The following is a 21,072-nucleotide window of genomic DNA, read 5'->3' as shown; positions in this document are numbered from 1 at the left end:
TCTTATTTTCAGCCCCTGAATACGGGGCTAAAACAAAAAACTACTTTTGAAAATCTTTCATAAAATCCATTTGTTTATGAAATGCCTTTAATGCTTTCAATATAAAATCGTTATCAATGAGCCTTGGTGATAACTTTACATCAAAGAATGTATTCCTTACGACTTTAGGGAACATATGTTTTGCTACTTTAATACTGTCCTTATAAGTATTCATCATAAAAGCTTCTTCATGCTTGAGTTGTTCTACTTGTTCAGGATGGTTCTGAATAACAGAACTCACACGCAATTCAAAGCATTGTTTAGATAAATGCAGTAATATCTTGTTTGCTTCTTTTTTCAGATCTTTATTCATGATTTCTTCCTCTTTATTTAATGCCAAGTTTAGGATAGATTTTTTTGAACTCTCTATAAGAGTATTTTAAATCTTCCATAACTTCATCAATCAAAAAAACACATTCCCCAACATTATTGTCTCTCACCCACTTGAGGAAGTCTGGTTTTGTGATATAAATAATATGATCCATAACCATATTCATATATTTTTCATCATAAAGATGACGTTCAAATTGATCACCCATTATCTTAAACATGTTTTCCACATAAAGAGCTAAGTTATCCATTGCCATTCTTGAGAAAACTTCAGTTTTATCATTATCAAAGATAAATGATATTTCAGGCACATTTATATTTTTCATGTTATTTTCCTTTTATTAGTTAGATGTATTACGAGAAGCAGTTATAGCTTTATAAATCCACTCATCAACTTCGCTTTCAATGAAAGCAACAGCTCTGTCACCGATTTTTATTTGTTTGGGGAATTTCCCCGCGCTGATAAGTTTATAAATCCACGTTTTGCCGAACCCGGTTTTCCTTATTACTTCTGATAAGCGAATAAGTTTTAAAGTTTTATCTGTTTTGTTTTGAACCATGTTTATCTCCTGTGTTGTTCGATGGAGATAATTCTAGGATTTTAGCTGGTTCTAAACTAGGGATGTTCACCAACCGTGAGTTTCGCGGAAATTTTTGGAGGGATACTCTTTATAGGGACATTCGCAGCTTGTGAACATCCCTTGTGTTTACTTTTTGTTTTTATCCGTGGCTTTATCGTTAAATGTTATCACGTCAGTGATCTTCCAGTCCTTTAACATATTGTTTTTAATATAAAAATCATTTAAAACCTTGAAGTACTCATCGTTATCAAGATAACTTTTCGCGTAATCATAATCAGTATCTTTGATGTTATCACGGCTCCGAATCCCACCAGTACCATGTAGAATGTCAGCTAAGATGTTGAAAGGTATGTTCTTACCTTCGTTGTAGAGCTGTTCCCATGAGATCAAATCCATCAAAGGGATGACTTTGTAATCAAGTATTCTTTGAAAAGTCTTATGACCAAACCGAAAAGTTCGTTTTGGTGGTTTTGCCGTTTTAAGCTGCTTTTGCCATAGAGCAATCAGCACCTTCAGGTGTTCTGCGAGATCGTCGCTGCTGGCTTCTTCCAAGTCAATTTCAACCAGTATTTTGTTGGCAGGATTCATGCCACCTTGTTTCAGATACTCAGAGATGTAGTCAGAACTCACTGCAACAGGGTCTGTTTGCTCAGAATTCTCCAGCCGATACATAGCCCGCCCATAGTTGAACAATTGAACTCTGCTCATTGGTCTTACAGCATAGCTATGTGACAGTCTGTGATTGCCTGAAATCCAGTCTGATTGAAGTATCACATCACCACATCGGATTTTGGCATCATGGTATATAGCTTGCATTTGATTATCTTTGCCTGCTGTTTCCCATTGTTGCCTTGTTTTGTAAGCCAACATCCGTCTTTCAAGCTCTGCATAGATTTGTTCTAGGGTGAGGTCTTTCAGGCCATCATATCGGCGTACATCAAACCAAGATAATGCAGTCCTGATTTCTTCCATTTCCTTTTGTGTAGTCATTATTCTACCGATTGCTTTTAAGTTTCATAAAAGTTAACCCATTCATCATGATAGAGAAAGTGGAAAAGAGGGGCGGGTTTTCAAAATGGTGTGAGAGCAGATAAGTGATCTTGGATGTAAGTGCTTTAATCTTGACTAAACATCGTTTCTTTACTAAAAATTAACTAATTGTTTTATATCAATTACTTTAACAAAAATAACGACAACATCATGTTGATAGATAAAGTTAAATCAGATTCGTATAGTTAGATGGTTATGACAACAACCAATTGTTTTTAATTGACATTTTATTGATAAGAAAACAATAATGATGGTAAATATGTTGGTAAAAATATAGTTAAACTTAACAAAATCAGTAACAACAGGAGATACAGATGAAGTTCGAGTCCAGTCAGAGGAGCCAAATTCTAAAAATTCGCTTTTTTAGCGCAATGTCACTGACCTTAGTTGAACATTGCTTTTTAACGGATAGCGGTTTTTTAACATCTTAAGCGCCCTCGACCTTTATGGTTGAGGGCGTTTTGCTATGAACGCCATCACCATTTTCCCCTCGATTATAAAACTTGAGTTATTCAGTAGTCTCCCCTCTTGCAACTCACACCCAAAACTGCCTAACGAAAAGTTATTAATTTTCAATCATATTGCTATCAGGATTTACATTTTTTCGCTGTGCTAGAAAGGGCGCATTTATGTTAGCTCGTTCAGGGAAGGTAAGCATGGCTACGAAGAAGAGAAGTGGAGAAGAAATAAATGACCGACAAATCTTATGCGGGATGGGAATTAAACTACGCCGCTTAACTGCGGGTATCTGCCTGATAACTCAACTTGCGTTCCCTATGGCTGCGGCAGCACAAGGTGTGGTAAACACCGCAACCCAACAACCAGTTCCTGCACAAATTGCCATTGCAAATGCCAATACGGTGCCCTACACCCTTGGAGCGCTGGAATCGGCCCAAAGCGTTGCCGAACGTTTCGGTATTTCGGTGGCTGAGTTACGCAAACTCAACCAGTTTCGTACGTTTGCTCGAGGTTTTGATAATGTCCGCCAGGGTGATGAACTGGATGTCCCGGCACAAGTTAGTGAAAATAATTTAACCCCGCCACCGGGTAATAGCAGTGGCAACCTTGAGCAACAGATAGCCAGTACTTCACAGCCAATCGGGTCTCTGCTCGCCGAAGATATGAACAGCGAGCAAGCGGCAAATATGGCGCGTGGATGGGCCTCTTCTCAGGCTTCAGGCGCAATGACAGACTGGTTAAGCCGCTTCGGTACCGCAAGAATCACGCTGGGCGTGGATGAAGATTTTAGCCTGAAGAACTCCCAGTTCGATTTTCTCCATCCGTGGTATGAAACGCCTGATAATCTCTTTTTCAGTCAGCATACTCTCCATCGTACTGACGAGCGTACGCAGATTAACAACGGCTTAGGTTGGCGTCATTTCACTCCCACATGGATGTCGGGCATCAACTTCTTTTTCGACCACGATCTTAGCCGTTACCACTCCCGCGCCGGCATTGGCGCGGAGTACTGGCGCGACTATCTAAAATTAAGCAGTAACGGCTATTTGCGACTGACCAACTGGCGCAGCGCACCTGAACTGGACAACGATTATGAAGCCCGCCCGGCCAATGGCTGGGATGTACGCGCAGAAGGCTGGCTACCCGCCTGGCCGTACCTTGGCGGTAAACTGGTCTATGAACAGTATTATGGCGATGAAGTGGCCCTGTTCGATAAAGACGATCGGCAAAGTAATCCTCATGCCATAACCGCTGGACTTAACTATACCCCCTTCCCGCTGATGACCTTCAGCGCGGAGCAACGCCAGGGTAAACAGGGCGAAAATGACACCCGTTTTGCCGTCGATTTTACCTGGCAACCTGGCAGCGCAATGCAGAAACAGCTTGACCCGAATGAAGTCGCTGCACGGCGTAGCCTTGCAGGCAGCCGTTATGATCTGGTGGATCGCAACAACAACATCGTTCTGGAATACCGCAAAAAAGAACTGGTTCGCCTGACCCTGACAGACCCCGTGACAGGGAAGTCAGGAGAAGTGAAATCATTGGTTTCGTCGCTACAAACCAAATATGCCCTGAAAGGCTATAACGTCGAAGCCACCGCTCTGGAAGCTGCCGGTGGCAAAGTGGTCACAACGGGTAAAGATATTCTGGTTACCCTGCCGGCTTACCGGTTCACCAGTACGCCAGAAACCGATAACACCTGGCCGATTGAAGTCACCGCCGAAGATGTCAAAGGCAATTTGTCGAATCGTGAACAGAGCATGGTGGTCGTTCAGGCACCTACGCTAAGCCAGAAAGATTCCTCGGTATCGTTAAGTACCCAAACATTGAACGCGGATTCCCATTCAACCGCCACACTGACTTTTATTGCGCATGATGCAGCAGGTAATCCTGTTGTCGGGCTGGTGCTCTCGACGCGTCACGAAGGTGTTCAGGACATCACCCTTTCTGAATGGAAAGATAATGGTGACGGAAGCTATACCCAGATCCTGACCACAGGAGCGATGTCTGGCACGCTGACGCTGATGCCACAGCTGAATGGTGTGGATGCGGCTAAAGCCCCCGCCGTGGTGAATATCATTTCTATTTCGTCATCCCGAACTCACTCGTCAATTAAAATTGATAAAGACCGTTATCTCTCCGGCAATCCTATCGAGGTGACGGTAGAACTGAGAGATGAAAATGACAAACCTGTTAAGGAGCAAAAACAGCAACTGAATAACGCAGTCAGCATCGACAACGTGAAACCTGGTGTCACTACAGACTGGAAAGAAACCGCAGATGGCGTCTATAAGGCAACCTATACCGCCTATACCAAAGGCAGTGGGCTTACTGCGAAGCTATTAATGCAAAACTGGAATGAAGATTTGCATACCGCTGGTTTTATCATCGACGCCAACCCGCAGTCAGCAAAAATTGCGACATTATCTGCCAGCAATAATGGTGTGCTCGCCAATGAGAATGCAGCAAACACCGTCTCGGTCAATGTCGCTGATGAAGGAAGCAACCCAATCAATGATCATACCGTCACGTTTGCGGTATTAAGCGGATCGGCAACTTCCTTCAACAATCAAAACACCGCAAAAACGGATGTTAATGGTCTGGCGACTTTTGATCTGAAAAGTAGTAAGCAGGAAGACAACACGGTTGAAGTCACCCTTGAAAATGGCGTGAAACAAACGTTAATCGTCAGTTTTGTCGGCGACTCGAGTACCGCGCAGGTTGAGCTGCAGAAGTCGAAAAATGAAGTGGTCGCTGACGGCAATGATAGCGCCACAATGACCGCGACAGTCCGGGATGCAAAAGGCAACCTGCTCAATGACGTCAAGGTCACTTTCAATGTTAATTCAGCAGAGGCGAAACTGAGCCAAACAGAAGTGAATAGCCACGACGGGATCGCCACAGCTACGCTGACCAGTTTGAAAAATGGTGATTATAGGGTTACGGCCTCTGTGAGCTCTGGTTCTCAGGCTAATCAACAGGTGATTTTTATCGGTGATCAAAGTACTGCTGCCCTGACCCTCAGTGTGCCTTCAGGTGATATCACCGTCACCAACACAGCTCCGCTACATATGACTGCAACCTTGCAGGATAAAAATGGCAACCCATTAAAAGATAAAGAAATCACCTTCTCTGTGCCAAACGACGTCGCAAGTCGGTTCTCGATTAGCAACAGCGGAAAAGGCATGACGGATAGCAACGGGACTGCAATCGCCTCCCTGACCGGCACGTTAGCGGGCACGCATATGATCACGGCTCGTCTGGCTAACAGCAATGTCAGCGATACACAGCCAATGACGTTTGTGGCGGATAAAGACAGAGCGGTTGTCGTTCTGCAAACATCGAAAGCGGAAATCATTGGGAATGGCGTGGATGAGACAACTCTGACAGCAACAGTGAAAGATCCGTCGAATCATCCGGTGGCGGGGATAACGGTCAACTTCACCATGCCACAGGACGTTGCGGCAAACTTTACCCTTGAAAATAACGGTATTGCCATCACTCAGGCCAATGGGGAAGCGCATGTCACGCTGAAAGGTAAAAAAGCGGGCACGCATACGGTTACCGCAACGCTGGGTAATAACAATACCAGTGATTCGCAGCCGGTAACATTTGTGGCGGACAAAGCCTCGGCTCAGGTTGTCCTGCAGATATCAAAAGATGAGATCACAGGTAATGGCGTCGATAGCGCAACGCTAACTGCAACGGTTAAAGATCAGTTCGACAATGAGGTGAATAATCTTCCGGTAACATTCAGCTCAGCCTCTTCAGGACTCACCCTGACCCCGGGAGTGAGTAATACCAATGAGTCTGGCATCGCGCAGGCCACTATCGCAGGCGTTGCCTTTGGTGAGCAGACGGTCACGGCATCACTGGCTAATAATGGTGCCAGCGACAACAAAACTGTGCATTTTATTGGCGACACAGCGGCGGCAAAAATTATCGAGTTGACGCCTGTCCCAGACAGCATAATCGCCGGTACCCCGCAGAACAGCACCGGCAGCGTCATCACCGCCACAGTCGTTGATAATAATGGCTTTCCGGTGAAAGGTGTGACTGTGAACTTCACCAGCCGAACAAACTCTGCCGAAATGACGAATGGCGGCCAAGCCGTAACGAACGAACAGGGTAAGGCAACCGTCACTTATACCAATACCCGCTCCTCGATAGAATCAGGAGCGAGACCGGATACCGTTGAGGCCAGTCTGGAAAATGGTAACTCCACGCTTAGCACATCAATTAATGTCAACGCGGATGCGTCTACAGCACATCTCACCTTGCTACATGCACTTTTTGATACAGTCTCCGCAGGCGAGACAACCAGTCTGTATATTGAGGTGAAGGATAATTACGGCAATGGTGTACCCCAGCATCAGGTAACCCTCAGCGTTTCACCAAGTGAAGGCGTGACCCTCAGTAATAACGGTATATATACTACCAACTACTACGGCTATTTTTACGCAAGCTTTACCGCTACAAAAGCCGGGGTTTATCAAGTGACGGCAACCCTCGACAATGGCGATTCGATGCAACAAACAGTGACCTATGTGCCGAACGTCGCGAATGCTGAAATCACGCTGGCAGCCTCGAAGGATCCGGTGATTGCCGACAATAACGATCTCACAACACTAACAGCAACAGTCGCTGATACAGAGGGCAATGCGATAGCCAACACTGAGGTAACATTTACTCTGCCGGAAGATGTGAGGGCGAACTTCACGCTGAGCGATGGCGGTAAAGCGATTACTGATACTGAAGGCAAAGCGAAAGTCACGCTGAAAGGTTTAAAAGCAGGCGCTCATACTGTTACAGCATCGATGGCTGGCAGTAAGAGTGGACAACTGGTGGTGAACTTTACTGCGGATACGCTCACTGCGCAGGTTAATCTTAACGTTACCGAGGACAATTTCATCGCCAATAACATTGGGATGACCAAGCTGCAGGCAACAGTGACTGATGGAAACGGCAACCCATTCGCCAATGAGGCGGTGACATTCACGCTACCGGCAGATGTGAGCGCAAGCTTCACTCTCGGACAAGGCGGTTCCGCCATTACTGATATCAACGGCAAGGCTGAAGTTACACTGAGCGGTACCAAATCCGGCACCTATCCCGTGACAGTTAGCGTGATCAATTATGGTGTCAGTGATACGAAACAGGTGACTTTGATTGCCGATGCTGGTACCGCAACACTAGCCTCCTTAACCTCTGTATACTCATTCGTCGTCAGCACGACCGAGGGCGCGACCATGACTGCAAGCGTCACTGACGCTAACGGCAACCCGGTAGAAGGCATAAAAGTTAATTTCCGCGGAACCTCCGTCACGCTAAGCAGCACCAGCGTTGAAACGGATGATCAGGGTTTCGCTGAAATTCTTGTGACAAGCACCGAAGTCGGACTGAAAACAGTTTCAGCCTCTCTGGCAGATAAACCTACTGAAGTCATATCGCGATTACTGAATGCAAAAGCAGATATTAATTCTGCAACGATTACCAGTCTGGAGATACCTGAAGGTCAGCTAATGGTCGCACAAGACGTAGCAGTTAAAGCTCACGTCAACGACCAGTTTGGCAACCCGATTCTTAATGAATCTGTAACATTCAGTGCAGAGCCACCAGAGCACATGACCATCAGCCAAAATATTGTCTCTACTGATACGCATGGTATAGCCGAGGTCTCCATGACGCCCGAAAGAAACGGTTCGTATATGGTGAAAGCATCCCTGGCGAATGGAGCCTCACTTGAGAAACAACTGGAGGCTATTGATGAAAAACTGACACTCACGGCGTCCAGTCCGCTTATCGGTGTCTATGCCCCTACAGGCACTACTCTGACGGCAACGCTAACCTCTGCAAATGGCACTCCAGTGGAGGGTCAGGTCATCAACTTTAGCGTAACGCCAGAAGGGGCGACGTTAAGTGGCGGAAAAGTGAGAACTAACTCTTCAGGTCAGGCTCCGGTCGTTCTGACCAGCAATAAAGTCGGTACATATACGGTGACTGCATCGTTCCATAACGGCGTAACAATACAGACACAGACAACCGTGAAAGTCACTGGCAACTCAAGCACCGCACATGTTGCTAGCTTTATCGCTGATCCATCGACTATCGCCGCCACCAACAGTGATTTAAGTACCTTAAAGGCAACGGTTGAGGATGGCAGTGGTAACCTGATCGAAGGTCTCACTGTGTACTTCGCCTTAAAAAGCGGCTCTGCCACATTAACGTCATTAACAGCGGTGACCGATCAAAACGGAATCGCGACAACAAGCGTGAAAGGAGCGATGACAGGTAGCGTCACGGTAAGCGCAGTCACGACCGCTGGTGGAATGCAAACAGTAGATATAACGCTGGTGGCAGGCCCGGCAGACGCCTCGCAGTCCGTCCTTAAGAACAATCGGTCCTCACTGAAAGGGGACTTTACCGATAGTGCTGAGCTACATCTTGTTTTGCACGATATATCAGGCAATCCGATCAAAGTTTCTGAAGGGATGGAATTTGTGCAATCAGGTACTAACGTGCCCTATATGAAAATTAGCGCAATTGATTACAGTCAAAATATCAACGGTGATTACAAAGCCACCATTACAGGCGGCGGAGAGGGTATCGCAACGCTGATCCCTGTATTGAATGGTGTTCATCAAGCTGGTCTGAGTACCACAATACAATTCACTCGCGCAGAAGACAAAATAATGAGCGGTACAGTATCAGTCAATGGTACTGACCTACCGACAACTACATTCCCTTCGCAGGGGTTCACCGGGGCGTATTATCAGTTGAATAATGACAACTTTGCCCCAGGAAAAACGGCGGCTGATTATGAGTTTTCAAGCTCTGCCTCCTGGGTCGATGTTGATGCTACCGGTAAAGTGACATTTAAAAATGTCGGCAGCAATTGGGAAAGGATTACGGCGACGCCAAAATCAGGAGGCCCTAGCTATGTATACGAAATCCGTGTGAAGAGTTGGTGGGTGAACTCCGGCGATGCTTTCATGATATACAGCCTTGCTGAAAATTTTTGCAGTAGCAATGGCTACACACTTCCCCGTGCAGACCATTTAAACCATAGTCGTTCCCGAGGCATCGGGTCACTGTACAGTGAATGGGGAGATATGGGGCATTACACGACTGAAGCTGGTTTTCAATCAAATATGTATTGGTCATCTAGTCCCGCAAACTCAAGCGAACAATACGTAGTTTCCCTGGCAACAGGTGATCAAAGCGTATTTGAAAAGCTTGGGTTTGCTTATGCGACATGTTATAAAAACCTGTGATTTTCCGTTATAATTTCTTAAAGAGTGCTCCATTCGGAGCACTCTTTTTTACATTCCCTCTATAGAGCTTGCCCTTCTCTCACAGAAAATGAATAAATAAAACTGCTGCACCGCAAGAATCGCGTTCGATGTGACTATGATCGTATCCGGTGAGTACAGCTTTGATCCAAAGGCTGGTTTTCTGTGATGATTGACCAGCCTCAGAGTATTGATGACACCACCGTTCATAACAGATCGGCATTACTATGCATAAGTACTGTCTCATATTCTCGCCAAAACACTTTTTAATGCCTTTGCGAATTCATCCAGACTTATATTGTCAATTTTTTGCCCAACGACGACTGACTCCGAAACATCGGCCATTGCGGGCCATCGCGTTTTGTAATCAGCATAAATTGCAACAACGGGAGTATTATAGGCACTTGCCATATGTAATATTGAGGTGTCAGGAGTTATTGCGATATAAGCATCTTTTATGATTGCTGCTGAACGTTTAATCGAGGGTGATAAGGATAAACGGTAGACATTATTATAACAATCCACTAATACCCTGGCTTTATCTTCCCCTTTTGGTCCATGAACGATCACTATTGGTATATCTGTTTCACTTTGAATTTTTGCTATTAGATTTTCTGCAATCGATAATGAAAATGTACGTTCCTGCGAGCTACCTTCTAAATTAAGCGCAATGTAAGATCCTAACGATCGCATTTCCTCGCGCACCTCATCGAGTACATCCTCACTTAGTGGCAATTCATATATTGGCCTGACTGCTGGAAAACCCGCCTCACGCATCATAAATGCCCATGTCATGGGTACAGGAGTCCGGAGATTCTGATCCATCCGGGACGCGTTCTTGCACAAAGGGGAGTAGCACTTCATGGTTAAACCAACAACCTGAAAATTCGTTTTTGCTTTCAACTGACTGATAAATATCATCGTTTTCAGGTTCTTTTTACGCATCGCCTCTATACAAAGATCCGGCGTACCGTATTGCTGTGTTATGTTCTTTGCTAAATCTTTTATTTCTTTTAATGTTGCGTGATCCTGCATAGTCATTGTGACTAATGTTAATTTAGTCTTTTCAAGTTTAAGTGCATTAAACACTTCTAAATTAATTGTCGACGTAACAATTAAAAGATGCTTAATTTTATGCAATTCAAGCGCCCGAATAACAGGAAAGATGGCCATAGCATCGCCAATCTGGTCGGGAATATGGATGACAACAAAGTCTGTTTTTTCAATATTGAAATTATAAGCTTTATAATCGTAGTAACTAAATGCAATACGTCTCAACAATGATGCTAAAAACATACCTAACCTCGCCTCCCTACTGGTTATAATGCAATGCAGTCTATCAGACTCATCAGGGTGCCATTTTGTGCATATGCGGACTTTTATGTTTCATATCTCTAACCTGTGGGTCCTCTGCTTAATCCTTAAACAACACCAGCAACTCCTGCGCTTTCATCTTCCAGCGAATTTTTCATGTTGCCGCTAATCAGCCATAAAATCATTTGCAGATGCGCTCTGTCGAGGTAGTCTCATAAGGTTCGTTTATAGATCGACGGCAATGTGAGTTACCTTTTCCATACTAATTATAAAAAGACAGTACAAACAGGATCATTATGGACTCCACGCTCATCTCCACTCGTCCCGATGAAGGGACGCTTTCGTTAAGTCGCGCCCGACGAGCTGCGTTAGGCAGCTTCGCTGGTGCCGTCGTCGACTGGTATGATTTTTTACTCTATGGCATCACCGCCGCACTGGTGTTTAATCGCGAGTTTTTCCCGCAAGTAAGCCCGGCGATGGGAACGCTCGCCGCATTTGCCACCTTTGGCGTCGGATTCCTTTTCCGTCCGCTCGGCGGTGTCATTTTCGGTCACTTTGGCGACCGACTGGGACGTAAGCGCATGTTAATGCTGACCGTCTGGATGATGGGCATCGCGACAGCCTTGATTGGTATTCTTCCTTCATTCTCGACCATTGGGTGGTGGGCACCTATTTTGCTGGTGACACTGCGTGCCATTCAGGGATTTGCCGTCGGCGGCGAATGGGGAGGCGCGGCGTTGCTTTCCGTTGAAAGTGCACCGAAAAATAAAAAAGCCTTTTACAGTAGCGGTGTACAAGTTGGCTACGGTGTAGGTTTACTGCTTTCAACCGGACTGGTTTCATTGATCAGTATGATGACGACTGACGAACAGTTTTTAAGCTGGGGCTGGCGCATTCCTTTCCTGTTTAGCATCGTACTGGTACTGGGAGCATTGTGGGTGCGCAATGGCATGGAGGAGTCCGCGGAATTTGAACAACAGCAACATTATCAAGCTGCCGCGAAAAAACGCATCCCGGTTATCGAAGCGCTGTTACGACATCCCGGTGCTTTCCTGAAGATTATTGCGCTACGACTGTGCGAATTGCTGACGATGTACATCGTTACTGCCTTTGCACTTAATTATTCAACCCAGAATATGGGGTTACCGCGCGAACTTTTCCTCAATATTGGTTTGCTGGTAGGTGGATTAAGCTGCTTGACAATTCCCTGTTTTGCCTGGCTTGCCGATCGTTTTGGTCGCCGCAGGGTTTATATCACAGGTGCGTTAATCGGAACGTTGAGCGCATTTCCTTTCTTTATGGCGCTTGAAGCACAATCTATTTTCTGGATAGTTTTCTTCTCCATAATGCTGGCAAACATTGCGCATGACATGGTGGTGTGTGTGCAACAACCGATGTTTACCGAAATGTTTGGTGCCAGTTATCGCTATAGTGGTGCTGGAGTCGGTTATCAGGTCGCCAGTGTGGTTGGCGGTGGATTTACACCTTTTATTGCCGCTGCACTCATCACTTACTTTGCCGGGAACTGGCATAGCGTCGCCATTTATTTGCTGGCTGGATGTCTGATTTCCGCAATGACCGCTTTGTTGATGAAAGACAATCAACGCGCTTGATAGTCTGGCGAAGATCATCCGATCTTCGCCTTACACTTTTGTTTCACATTCCTGTGACATACTATCGGATGTGCGGTAATTGTATGGAACAGGAGACACACATGAATAATAAGGGCTCCGGTCTGACCCCAGCTCAGGCACTGGATAAACTCGACGCGCTGTATGAGCAATCTGTAGTCGCATTACGCAACGCCATTGGCAACTATATTACAAGTGGCGAATTACCTGATGAAAACGCCCGCAAACAAGGTCTTTTTGTCTATCCATCACTGACCGTAACCTGGGACGGTAGCACAACCAATCCCCCCAAAACGCGCGCATTTGGTCGTTTTACTCACGCAGGCAGCTACACCACCACGATTACTCGCCCTACTCTCTTTCGTTCGTATCTCAATGAACAACTTACGTTGCTGTATCAGGATTATGGTGCGCATATCTCAGTGCAACCCTCGCAGCATGAAATCCCTTATCCTTATGTCATCGATGGCTCTGAATTGACACTTGATCGCTCAATGAGCGCTGGGTTAACTCGCTACTTCCCGACAACAGAACTGGCGCAAATTGGCGATGAAACTGCAGACGGCATTTATCATCCAACTGAATTCTCCCCGCTATCGCATTTTGATGCGCGCCGCGTCGATTTTTCCCTTGCACGGTTGCGCCATTATACCGGTACGCCAGTTGAACATTTTCAGCCGTTCGTCTTGTTTACCAACTACACACGTTATGTGGATGAATTCGTTCGTTGGGGATGCAGCCAGATCCTCGATCCTGATAGTCCCTACATTGCCCTTTCTTGTGCTGGCGGGAACTGGATCACCGCCGAAACCGAAGCGCCAGAAGAAGCCATTTCCGACCTTGCATGGAAAAAACATCAGATGCCAGCATGGCATTTAATTACCGCCGATGGTCAGGGTATTACTCTGGTGAATATTGGCGTGGGACCGTCAAATGCTAAAACCATCTGCGATCATCTGGCAGTGCTACGCCCGGATGTCTGGTTGATGATTGGTCACTGTGGCGGATTACGTGAAAGTCAGGCCATTGGCGATTATGTACTTGCACACGCTTATTTACGCGATGACCACGTTCTTGATGCGGTTCTGCCGCCCGATATTCCTATTCCGAGCATTGCTGAAGTGCAACGTGCGCTTTATGACGCCACCAAGCTGGTGAGCGGCAGGCCCGGTGAGGAAGTCAAACAGCGGCTACGTACTGGTACTGTGGTAACCACAGATGACAGGAACTGGGAATTACGTTACTCAGCTTCTGCACTTCGTTTTAACTTAAGCCGGGCCGTAGCAATTGATATGGAAAGTGCAACCATTGCCGCGCAAGGATATCGTTTCCGCGTGCCATACGGGACACTACTGTGTGTTTCAGATAAACCGTTGCATGGCGAGATTAAACTTCCCGGCCAGGCTAACCGTTTTTATGAAGGCGCTATTTCCGAACATCTGCAAATTGGCATTCGGGCGATCGATTTGCTGCGCGCAGAAGGCGACCGACTGCATTCGCGTAAATTACGAACCTTTAATGAGCCGCCGTTCCGATAATAAGTTCTGAACCTTCTTATCAGAAATAGATGTGAAGGAGTAAGTAAGACACCTGGCAAATAGCCTGCAATAATCGTGGGCTGTTTGCTTCCTTGGGCGGATACGTGTTTTATTATCGTCTTAATGATTTCCACATATTAAAAGCAAGTATGCTTTCAAAACACAATTATAAAAAATCCCGCCAACAATATAAGTTTTTATAAAATTAAATATAAGATTATGGCTTTAGAATATTTTTATTTCTAATAGACGAGATTTTTCCTGTTATGATATAATATGCCGAATTAACACATGTTAACGATTTACCAGTAATGTAAATAAATTTTCGAGGAGATCATTCCAGTGGGACGTAAATGGGCCAATATTGTTGCTAAAAAAACGGCTAAAGACGGTGCAACGTCTAAAATTTATGCAAAATTCGGTGTAGAAATCTATGCTGCTGCTAAACAAGGTGAACCCGATCCAGAATTAAACACATCTTTAAAATTCGTTATTGAACGTGCAAAGCAGGCACAAGTTCCAAAGCACGTTATTGATAAAGCAATTGATAAAGCCAAAGGCGGCGGAGATGAAACGTTCGTGCAGGGACGTTATGAAGGCTTTGGTCCTAATGGCTCAATGATTATCGCCGAGACATTGACTTCAAATGTTAACCGTACGATTGCTAACGTTCGCACAATTTTCAATAAAAAAGGCGGCAATATCGGAGCGGCAGGTTCTGTCAGCTATATGTTTGACAATACGGGTGTGATTGTATTTAAAGGATCAGACCCTGACCATATTTTTGAAATTTTACTTGAAGCTGAAGTTGATGTTCGTGATGTGACTGAAGAAGAAGGTAACATTGTTATTTATACCGAACCTACTGACCTTCATAAAGGAATCGCGGCTCTAAAAGCAGCTGGAATCACTGAGTTCTCAACAACAGAATTAGAAATGATTGCGCAATCTGAAGTTGAGCTTTCCCCAGAAGATTTAGAAATCTTTGAAGGGCTTGTTGATGCCCTTGAAGATGACGACGATGTACAAAAAGTTTATCATAACGTCGCAAATCTCTAATTATATTTTAAAGAAATCTGTCTTTACGGCAGATTTCTTTAATCTCATATAATTCTTATAAAAAATATAATATTCAACTCGTCATATTGATTATACCCCACTCGTTCCCAGAGAAATAATATTTATTAAAATTCCAGTTCTTCTTTTTCTGATTACAGAAGGCAAAGTGGCAATTACGCATAGTTTCCCGATAAAGACGCGATAGCGACATCCCGCATAAGGCATTTTTCTCTTTATCTTTGTACGGTACTTCATGGAACAGAGTTTTTGACCTTGCGAATCGTGATGTCTGTTGGGGGGGCAACTTGCTCACTGAAGCGTGAGACTCGATTAAGCGCACGAAACACAGAAATCAAAAAAACCGGTCACTTTTTTACAAGGTAACCGGGTAAAAATAATTTTTATTTTTTTAACTGTTTTGAGACTCATAGAGATGTCTCAAAACTAAAATTTGGCTCCTCTGACTGGACTCGAACCAGTGACATACGGATTAACAGTCCGCCGTTCTACCGACTGAACTACAGAGGAATCGTGAGAACGAGGCGAATATTAGCGATGCCCACCCATAATGTCAAAGCCTGTTTTTTAAATTTGAAATCGTTTGCTGAAATAATCTGCATTTTGTCGTTTATTCCGACACAGCTGGCTTTTTTTCACACTTTTGCGGTTCGGATCGAGGGTATTTCCACAGCCAACGTCCAGTAACCATTCGCCAGTAAAACAGCACGGCCCGCACAGCCCAGTCGGCAAACATTCCCATCCAGACACCAACCACACCCCAGCCAAGCATGATGCCCAGCACATAACCGACGACAACCCGGCAACCCCACATGCTCAACATAGAAACCCACATGGCGTAACGGGCATCGCGAGCACCTTTAAATCCAGCGGGTAGCACCCATGAGGCGGACCAAATAGGCATAAATAAAGCATTTAGCCAAATCAGAATCACAACGACATGTTTAACCTGTGGATCCTGGGTGTAAAACGATGCCATAACCCCGGCAAAGGGAGCCGTTAGCCAGGCGATGGCCGTTAATCCAAGAGTGGAAAGCCAGAACACATGCCGCAACTGAATCTCTGCTTGCGCTATCTGCCCTACCCCCAACCTTCGGCCTGTAATGATCGTAGAAGCAGAGCCGAGCGCACTTCCGGGTAAGTTGATAAGAGCCGCAATTGAAAACGCGATAAAATTTCCGGCAATAACACTGGTCCCCATCCCGGCAACGAACATTTGGGTTAATAACCGACCACTGGTAAATAACACTGATTCGACACTCGCTGGAATACCAATCCCCATGACTTCCCAGATAATGCTAAAATTCAGCGGTTTAAAATAGCTCTTTAACGAAATCCTTAGCGCAGGATTAAAACCAATCGCCAGCACCCACAAAATTGCAACTGCGCCAATATAACGAGAAATGGTTAAACCCAACCCAGCCCCGACAAATCCCAGTCCCGGCCAGGAGAAAAGGCCGTAAATCAATATGCCGCTAATAATAATATTAAGAATATTCAGGCTACCGTTAATCAGTAGCGGTATTTTCGTATTCCCTGCACCACGAAGTGCCCCGCTACCAATCAAAGTGATGGCAGCTGCTGGATAACTGAGTACCGTCAGCTCCAGATAAGTCAACGCCAGTGCTTTAACTTCTGTCGTGGCATCACCCGCGACGAAATCAATAATTTGTTCGCCAAAATGATGAATAAGCGTTGCCAACAGTACGGCAAACAACGTCATGATCACCAATGACTGCCGCGTCGCCACCCTCGCTCGTCGTCGATCCCGCTTACCGAGACTAAATGCCACAACGACAGTAGTACCAAGATCGATAGCTGCAAAAAAAGCCATAATGACCATATTGAAGCTGTCCGCCAATCCCACGCCGGCCATCGCATCTTTTCCCAGCCAGCTGACCAGAAAAGTGCTCAGGACACCCATCAACAGGACACAGGCATTCTCCATGAAGATAGGAACAGCAAGCGGGGTTATCTCGCGCCAGAACAACACTTTGTAGCTCTTGCGTTTAGCGTGCCAGCGAGTGCCGTGAACAACCTGGCGTAAAGCAGAGGAGATATTCAAAGCCGACCTTAATTGCAGAAAGTGAAACCACATTTCAAATAATGAGGGAGAATCAGCAAAGCTGCAAAGATTTTCGCCAACAAATTGTCTGCAAATGCAACAAACTGTTGATAGAAACGGCAAACAGTTGGGGAATTTAAAAATCGGGTTTGACAAAAGATTTTTCGCCGTTAAGATGTGCCTCAACAGCCTCAACAGCGATTCCTCTGTAGTTCAGTCGGTAGAACGGCGGACTGTTAATCCGTATGTCACTGGTTCGAGTCCAGTCAGAGGAGCCAAATTTCTGAAAAGCCCGCTTTTATAGCGGGCTTTTTGCTATATCTGATAATCAATTTCCTCTTCACTGTTTTCCATCACCTGCCGCTTGATATCCTCAACTGACAGTCCTGCATTACAAAGTTCCAGAAAGCGCCAGACATAGTTACGCTGAAGTTGTCCTCGCTTCAGTCCCAACCAGACAGTATTAGCATCGAAAAGATGCCGCATATCCAGACGGATTAAATTCTCTTCCTCTTGTTCGCCGCTGGATTGTTCGGCAACTAATCCGATCCCAAGCCCAAGAGCAACATAGGTTTTAATGACATCAGAATCCTGCGCACTTAATACAATATCTGCCAGCAAACCTTTGCGGGCAAATGCGTCATCAATACGTGAGCGCCCCGTAATCCCCTGTCGGTAAGTGATTAACGGCCACTTCGCTATTGATTCCAGCGTCAATGGTGAAATTTGCGTTAAGGGATGATCGAGTGGAACAAGCAAACTATGGTGCCAACGAAACCACGGGAAGGCGACGAGCTGCGGGTCATTACTCAAACGCTCGCTGGCGATACCAATATCAGCTTCGCTATTTTGCAACAACGTCGCAATTTCCTGTGGCGTCCCCTGGATTAGCTCGAGCCGTACCTCCGGGAAAAGTTCGCGAAAAGCTTTAATGACCTCTGGCAAGCTATAACGCGCCTGAGTATGCGTCGTTGCAATAGTGAGAACGCCAGACGTATCGTTGGTAAACAGGTCTGCAAGCCGACGAACATTACTGGCTTCATTCAGAATACGTTCTGCAATGACCAGTAATGCTTTGCCCGGTTCAGTCATGCCCAGCAGTCGCTTACCTCGTCGAACAAATATTTCGATACCAAGTTCATCCTCCAGTTCCCGAATATGACGGCTGACGCCGGACTGTGAGGTAAAAAGCATATTCGCAACCTCTGTCAGGTTGTAATCCTGACGTGCAGCCTCGCGGATTATCTTTAGTTGTTGGAAATTCACGGTAAACTCCGGGCAGTTCAGATTTCCCGTTATTGTTAAAGTCTAATGCCCGGCATAACAAATAATAAAAACCCGCATCTTATTCCATCCCGATATAACGCTTAGCTCACCAATTGCCACTGCCTTTTTTCCATCACTGGAGAACTAATCACTGACATTAACAACTCTTTCACTGCCTGTGCCTGTGGTGATAAGTTCGCTCTGGCGGGTAAATTTAATGACAAAGAGAGACTCATGGAAGGCGTGGTAATGCGTGACATCCAACCATTTACTGCGCCACATAACGAACGCGCGGCCGATTCGGGTAATACTGCAACGCCCATGCCGCTGGCAATCGCTGCGGTAAGCGTGGCAATAGACTCAATTTCACCAATGACTTTTGCCGTGAGCCGCCGTAGGGAAAAAGCCTCATCAACACGAAGCCTAACAGCACTGTAATCACTGGGGAGAAAGAGGTTCATTTGCGCAATAGCATTAACATCAACGCTTTGCCCCGGACAATCTTGAGTTCCTACCAGGAAAAGATCTTCTTTCAGCAAAGCCTGACTGGATACACCAGCCACAGGGGAATGCTCATAAATCACCGCCATATCGAGTTGGTGATTTATCAGTTTTTCGTTAAGCACTGCACCGCTATTTTCATGAAGATAGATAACGATCTCCGGGAATTCAGCTCGAACCGCCTGTAATAAGGGCATGGTGATGGATGACGCAGCGGTTCCTGGCGCAAAGCCAATCGAGACTTGCCCCGATAATGCCTGACCAACGTTATGCACCGCCAGTTGGGCCTGCTCACACTGACGTAAAATGGCCCGCGCATGGGTATAGAGAATTTTTCCGGCGTCTGTTGGCGTAACGCCCCGTTTTGTGCGAATCAAAAGCTGTTGATTTAACTCACCTTCCAGTGTGGCAACCTGCTGGCTGAGCGCTGGTTGTGCGATATGCAATACTTCAGCAGCCTGGGTCAGGCTACCAATATCTACAATTTTTACGAAGTATTTCAGGCGTCTGAAGTTCATGTTGCCTCCGGTTTTTAAGAATCGGCCCAAGTGCCGCCATTACTTACAACCAGATTGCAAGATGCTTGCCAGTTTTATTTTGGTGTTGATGTACAAGCTAACCAACTGTCAAATAAGAGATTATGATAGATTCGTCATTTGCTCCTTTAATCAGCTGTCGCGTTCCCCTGCCCTATAAAAGGAGGGTATGCACCACGATGGTTCATTACCCAATAAGATTGAAAGCTCACCACTTTGTTGAAATTGACAGCAAACAAACAAAAAAATGCATTTCACCCTTTGACATCACCATGCACTGCCATTAATATGCGCCCCGTTCACACGATTCCTCTGTAGTTCAGTCGGTAGAACGGCGGACTGTTAATCCGTATGTCACTGGTTCGAGTCCAGTCAGAGGAGCCAAATTCAAAAAAGCCTGCTTTCTAGCAGGCTTTTGCTTTCTAATTACCAACGCTCTTAAAACATCTGTCTTGAACCAGAACTAATTTGCACAGGCATTCCCGATCGACGTTGCAACGCAGCATTTGCGCGATTTACATCAACTTCTTGCCCGTTGATAAACGCCCGCAAAGATGGGGTTACCGGCAATGGCACTTTTCGGTCAGACTCATATTCTGCACGATTGCGCGACAACGGCTCATGAACTTCCAGCCAGTTCGAGCCATCTGGTTCAGTGGTGTATTTTACTGGCTGGTCGATAATTTGCACACGCGTCCCAACAGGAACATTATCAAACAGATATTTGATATCGTCATTGCGCAGACGAATACAGCCCTGACTTACCCGGAGCCCAATACCAAAATTGGCATTGGTACCATGGATGGCATACAACCTGCCAATATAAATCGCGTACAGCCCCATGGGATTATCGGGGCCCGCAGGAACAAATGCGGGCAAACTCTCCCCTCGTTTCGCATATTCGCGCCGAGTGTTCGGCGTTGGCGTCCAGGTTGGAGCTTCTTGTTTACGTTCAACGGTAGTCACCCAGTTACGCGGGGTTTCTCGCCCAGCCTGGCCGATACCAATAGGAAAGACTTCCACAGTATTACTGTCTGGTGGGTAGTAATAAAGACGCATCTCAGCGACGTTAACAACAATCCCTTTACGAACAGTGTCGGGCAAAATCAGTTGCTGCGGAATGGTGAGTTGCGAGCCAGACTTCGGCAAAAAAACATCAGCGCCCGGGTTCGCTTCCAGCATGTTACTTAACCCTTGCCCGTATTGTGCGGCAAAAGTCTCCAGCGGCTGGGTATTGTGATCAGGAACAGTTACAGTAAACGACTGCCCCACTAAACGGCTACCCTCTGGAGGTAATGGATAAGTTACCGCCAGGCTAGTATGGCTGGCAAAAAGCAGAGCAAATGAGCAAAGAATATTTACACGACGCATCATGTCCCTTTCCTATGTCGCG

Annotated in this window: 13 protein-coding genes and 3 tRNA genes; 6 read left to right on the top strand and 10 right to left on the bottom strand. The window is 45.8% G+C overall.

Annotation, left to right across the window (positions count from 1 at the left end; genetic code table 11):
* Positions 1 to 40: 40 nt before the first annotated feature.
* The 4 genes from FTE26_RS12830 to FTE26_RS12815 form a co-directional block, all read right to left on the bottom strand.
* Positions 41 to 352 (bottom strand): hypothetical protein, encoded by a 312-nt coding sequence (locus tag FTE26_RS12830; RefSeq protein WP_001030750.1) that lies wholly within the window; start codon positions 350 to 352, stop codon positions 41 to 43.
* Between the two features lie 13 nt (positions 353 to 365).
* Entirely contained in the window at positions 366 to 695 is a 330-nt protein-coding gene (locus tag FTE26_RS12825) for a hypothetical protein (protein ID WP_000790073.1), read from the bottom strand.
* A gap of 15 nt (positions 696 to 710) precedes the next feature.
* Entirely contained in the window at positions 711 to 929 is a 219-nt protein-coding gene (locus FTE26_RS12820; RefSeq protein WP_000250490.1) for a helix-turn-helix transcriptional regulator, read from the bottom strand.
* Between the two features lie 147 nt (positions 930 to 1,076).
* The gene (locus FTE26_RS12815; protein WP_000211446.1) at positions 1,077 to 1,940 is read right to left on the bottom strand and encodes a DUF6387 family protein; all 864 of its coding nucleotides are present in this window, start codon (positions 1,938 to 1,940) and stop codon (positions 1,077 to 1,079) included.
* Between the two features lie 716 nt (positions 1,941 to 2,656).
* Between FTE26_RS12815 and yeeJ the strand changes: the two genes are divergently transcribed.
* Complete coding sequence (gene yeeJ, locus FTE26_RS12810) at positions 2,657 to 9,733, top strand: inverse autotransporter adhesin YeeJ (protein ID WP_126633508.1); 7,077 nt, start codon at positions 2,657 to 2,659, stop codon at positions 9,731 to 9,733.
* Between the two features lie 261 nt (positions 9,734 to 9,994).
* Here the strand turns inward: yeeJ and FTE26_RS12805 are convergent, their stop codons facing one another.
* Positions 9,995 to 11,047, bottom strand: coding sequence for a glycosyltransferase family 9 protein (locus FTE26_RS12805; protein WP_000477887.1), 1,053 nt, complete (start codon positions 11,045 to 11,047; stop codon positions 9,995 to 9,997).
* A gap of 314 nt (positions 11,048 to 11,361) precedes the next feature.
* Between FTE26_RS12805 and shiA the strand changes: the two genes are divergently transcribed.
* The 3 genes from shiA (at position 11,362) to FTE26_RS12790 (ending at position 15,293) form a co-directional block, all read left to right on the top strand.
* Positions 11,362 to 12,678, top strand: coding sequence for a shikimate transporter (gene shiA, locus FTE26_RS12800; protein ID WP_000378571.1), 1,317 nt, complete (start codon positions 11,362 to 11,364; stop codon positions 12,676 to 12,678).
* 101 nt (positions 12,679 to 12,779) lie between these two features.
* Positions 12,780 to 14,234 carry an AMP nucleosidase gene (gene amn / locus FTE26_RS12795; RefSeq protein WP_001060244.1) on the top strand — a complete coding sequence of 485 codons (1,455 nt, stop codon included), beginning with the start codon at positions 12,780 to 12,782 and terminating at the stop codon, positions 14,232 to 14,234.
* Positions 14,235 to 14,576: 342 nt separating this feature from the next.
* Complete coding sequence (locus tag FTE26_RS12790) at positions 14,577 to 15,293, top strand: YebC/PmpR family DNA-binding transcriptional regulator (RefSeq protein ID WP_000532912.1); 717 nt, start codon at positions 14,577 to 14,579, stop codon at positions 15,291 to 15,293.
* Positions 15,294 to 15,745: 452 nt separating this feature from the next.
* On the opposite strand, the gene FTE26_RS12785 is transcribed toward FTE26_RS12790, so the two are convergent.
* Positions 15,746 to 15,821 (bottom strand) — tRNA-Asn (locus FTE26_RS12785).
* A gap of 100 nt (positions 15,822 to 15,921) precedes the next feature.
* Positions 15,922 to 17,409 (bottom strand): toxic metabolite efflux MATE transporter YeeO, encoded by a 1,488-nt coding sequence (gene yeeO, locus FTE26_RS12780; protein WP_021292827.1) that lies wholly within the window; start codon positions 17,407 to 17,409, stop codon positions 15,922 to 15,924.
* 169 nt (positions 17,410 to 17,578) lie between these two features.
* Between yeeO and FTE26_RS12775 the strand changes: the two genes are divergently transcribed.
* Positions 17,579 to 17,654: transfer RNA gene (locus tag FTE26_RS12775), tRNA-Asn, on the top strand.
* A gap of 37 nt (positions 17,655 to 17,691) precedes the next feature.
* On the opposite strand, the gene cbl is transcribed toward FTE26_RS12775, so the two are convergent.
* Together cbl and nac are read right to left on the bottom strand one after the other, a co-directional pair.
* On the bottom strand, positions 17,692 to 18,642 hold the full coding sequence (gene cbl, locus FTE26_RS12770; RefSeq protein ID WP_087507337.1) for an HTH-type transcriptional regulator Cbl: 951 nt from the start codon (positions 18,640 to 18,642) through the stop codon (positions 17,692 to 17,694).
* Between the two features lie 101 nt (positions 18,643 to 18,743).
* On the bottom strand, positions 18,744 to 19,661 hold the full coding sequence (gene nac, locus FTE26_RS12765) for a nitrogen assimilation transcriptional regulator NAC (RefSeq protein WP_001011466.1): 918 nt from the start codon (positions 19,659 to 19,661) through the stop codon (positions 18,744 to 18,746).
* A gap of 326 nt (positions 19,662 to 19,987) precedes the next feature.
* Here nac and FTE26_RS12760 point away from each other — a divergent pair.
* A tRNA-Asn gene (locus tag FTE26_RS12760) sits at positions 19,988 to 20,063 on the top strand.
* A gap of 54 nt (positions 20,064 to 20,117) precedes the next feature.
* Here FTE26_RS12760 and ldtA read toward each other — a convergent pair.
* On the bottom strand, positions 20,118 to 21,053 hold the full coding sequence (ldtA, locus tag FTE26_RS12755; RefSeq protein WP_000986321.1) for a L,D-transpeptidase: 936 nt from the start codon (positions 21,051 to 21,053) through the stop codon (positions 20,118 to 20,120).
* Positions 21,054 to 21,072 lie beyond the last annotated feature (19 nt).

The sequence above is a fragment of the Escherichia sp. S10b genome, assembly GCF_028421345.1.
Classification (GTDB): Bacteria; Pseudomonadota; Gammaproteobacteria; order Enterobacterales; family Enterobacteriaceae; genus ECMA0423.
Note: the sequence above shows the minus strand (reverse complement) of the source record. Positions and strands in the feature narration are given on the sequence as shown.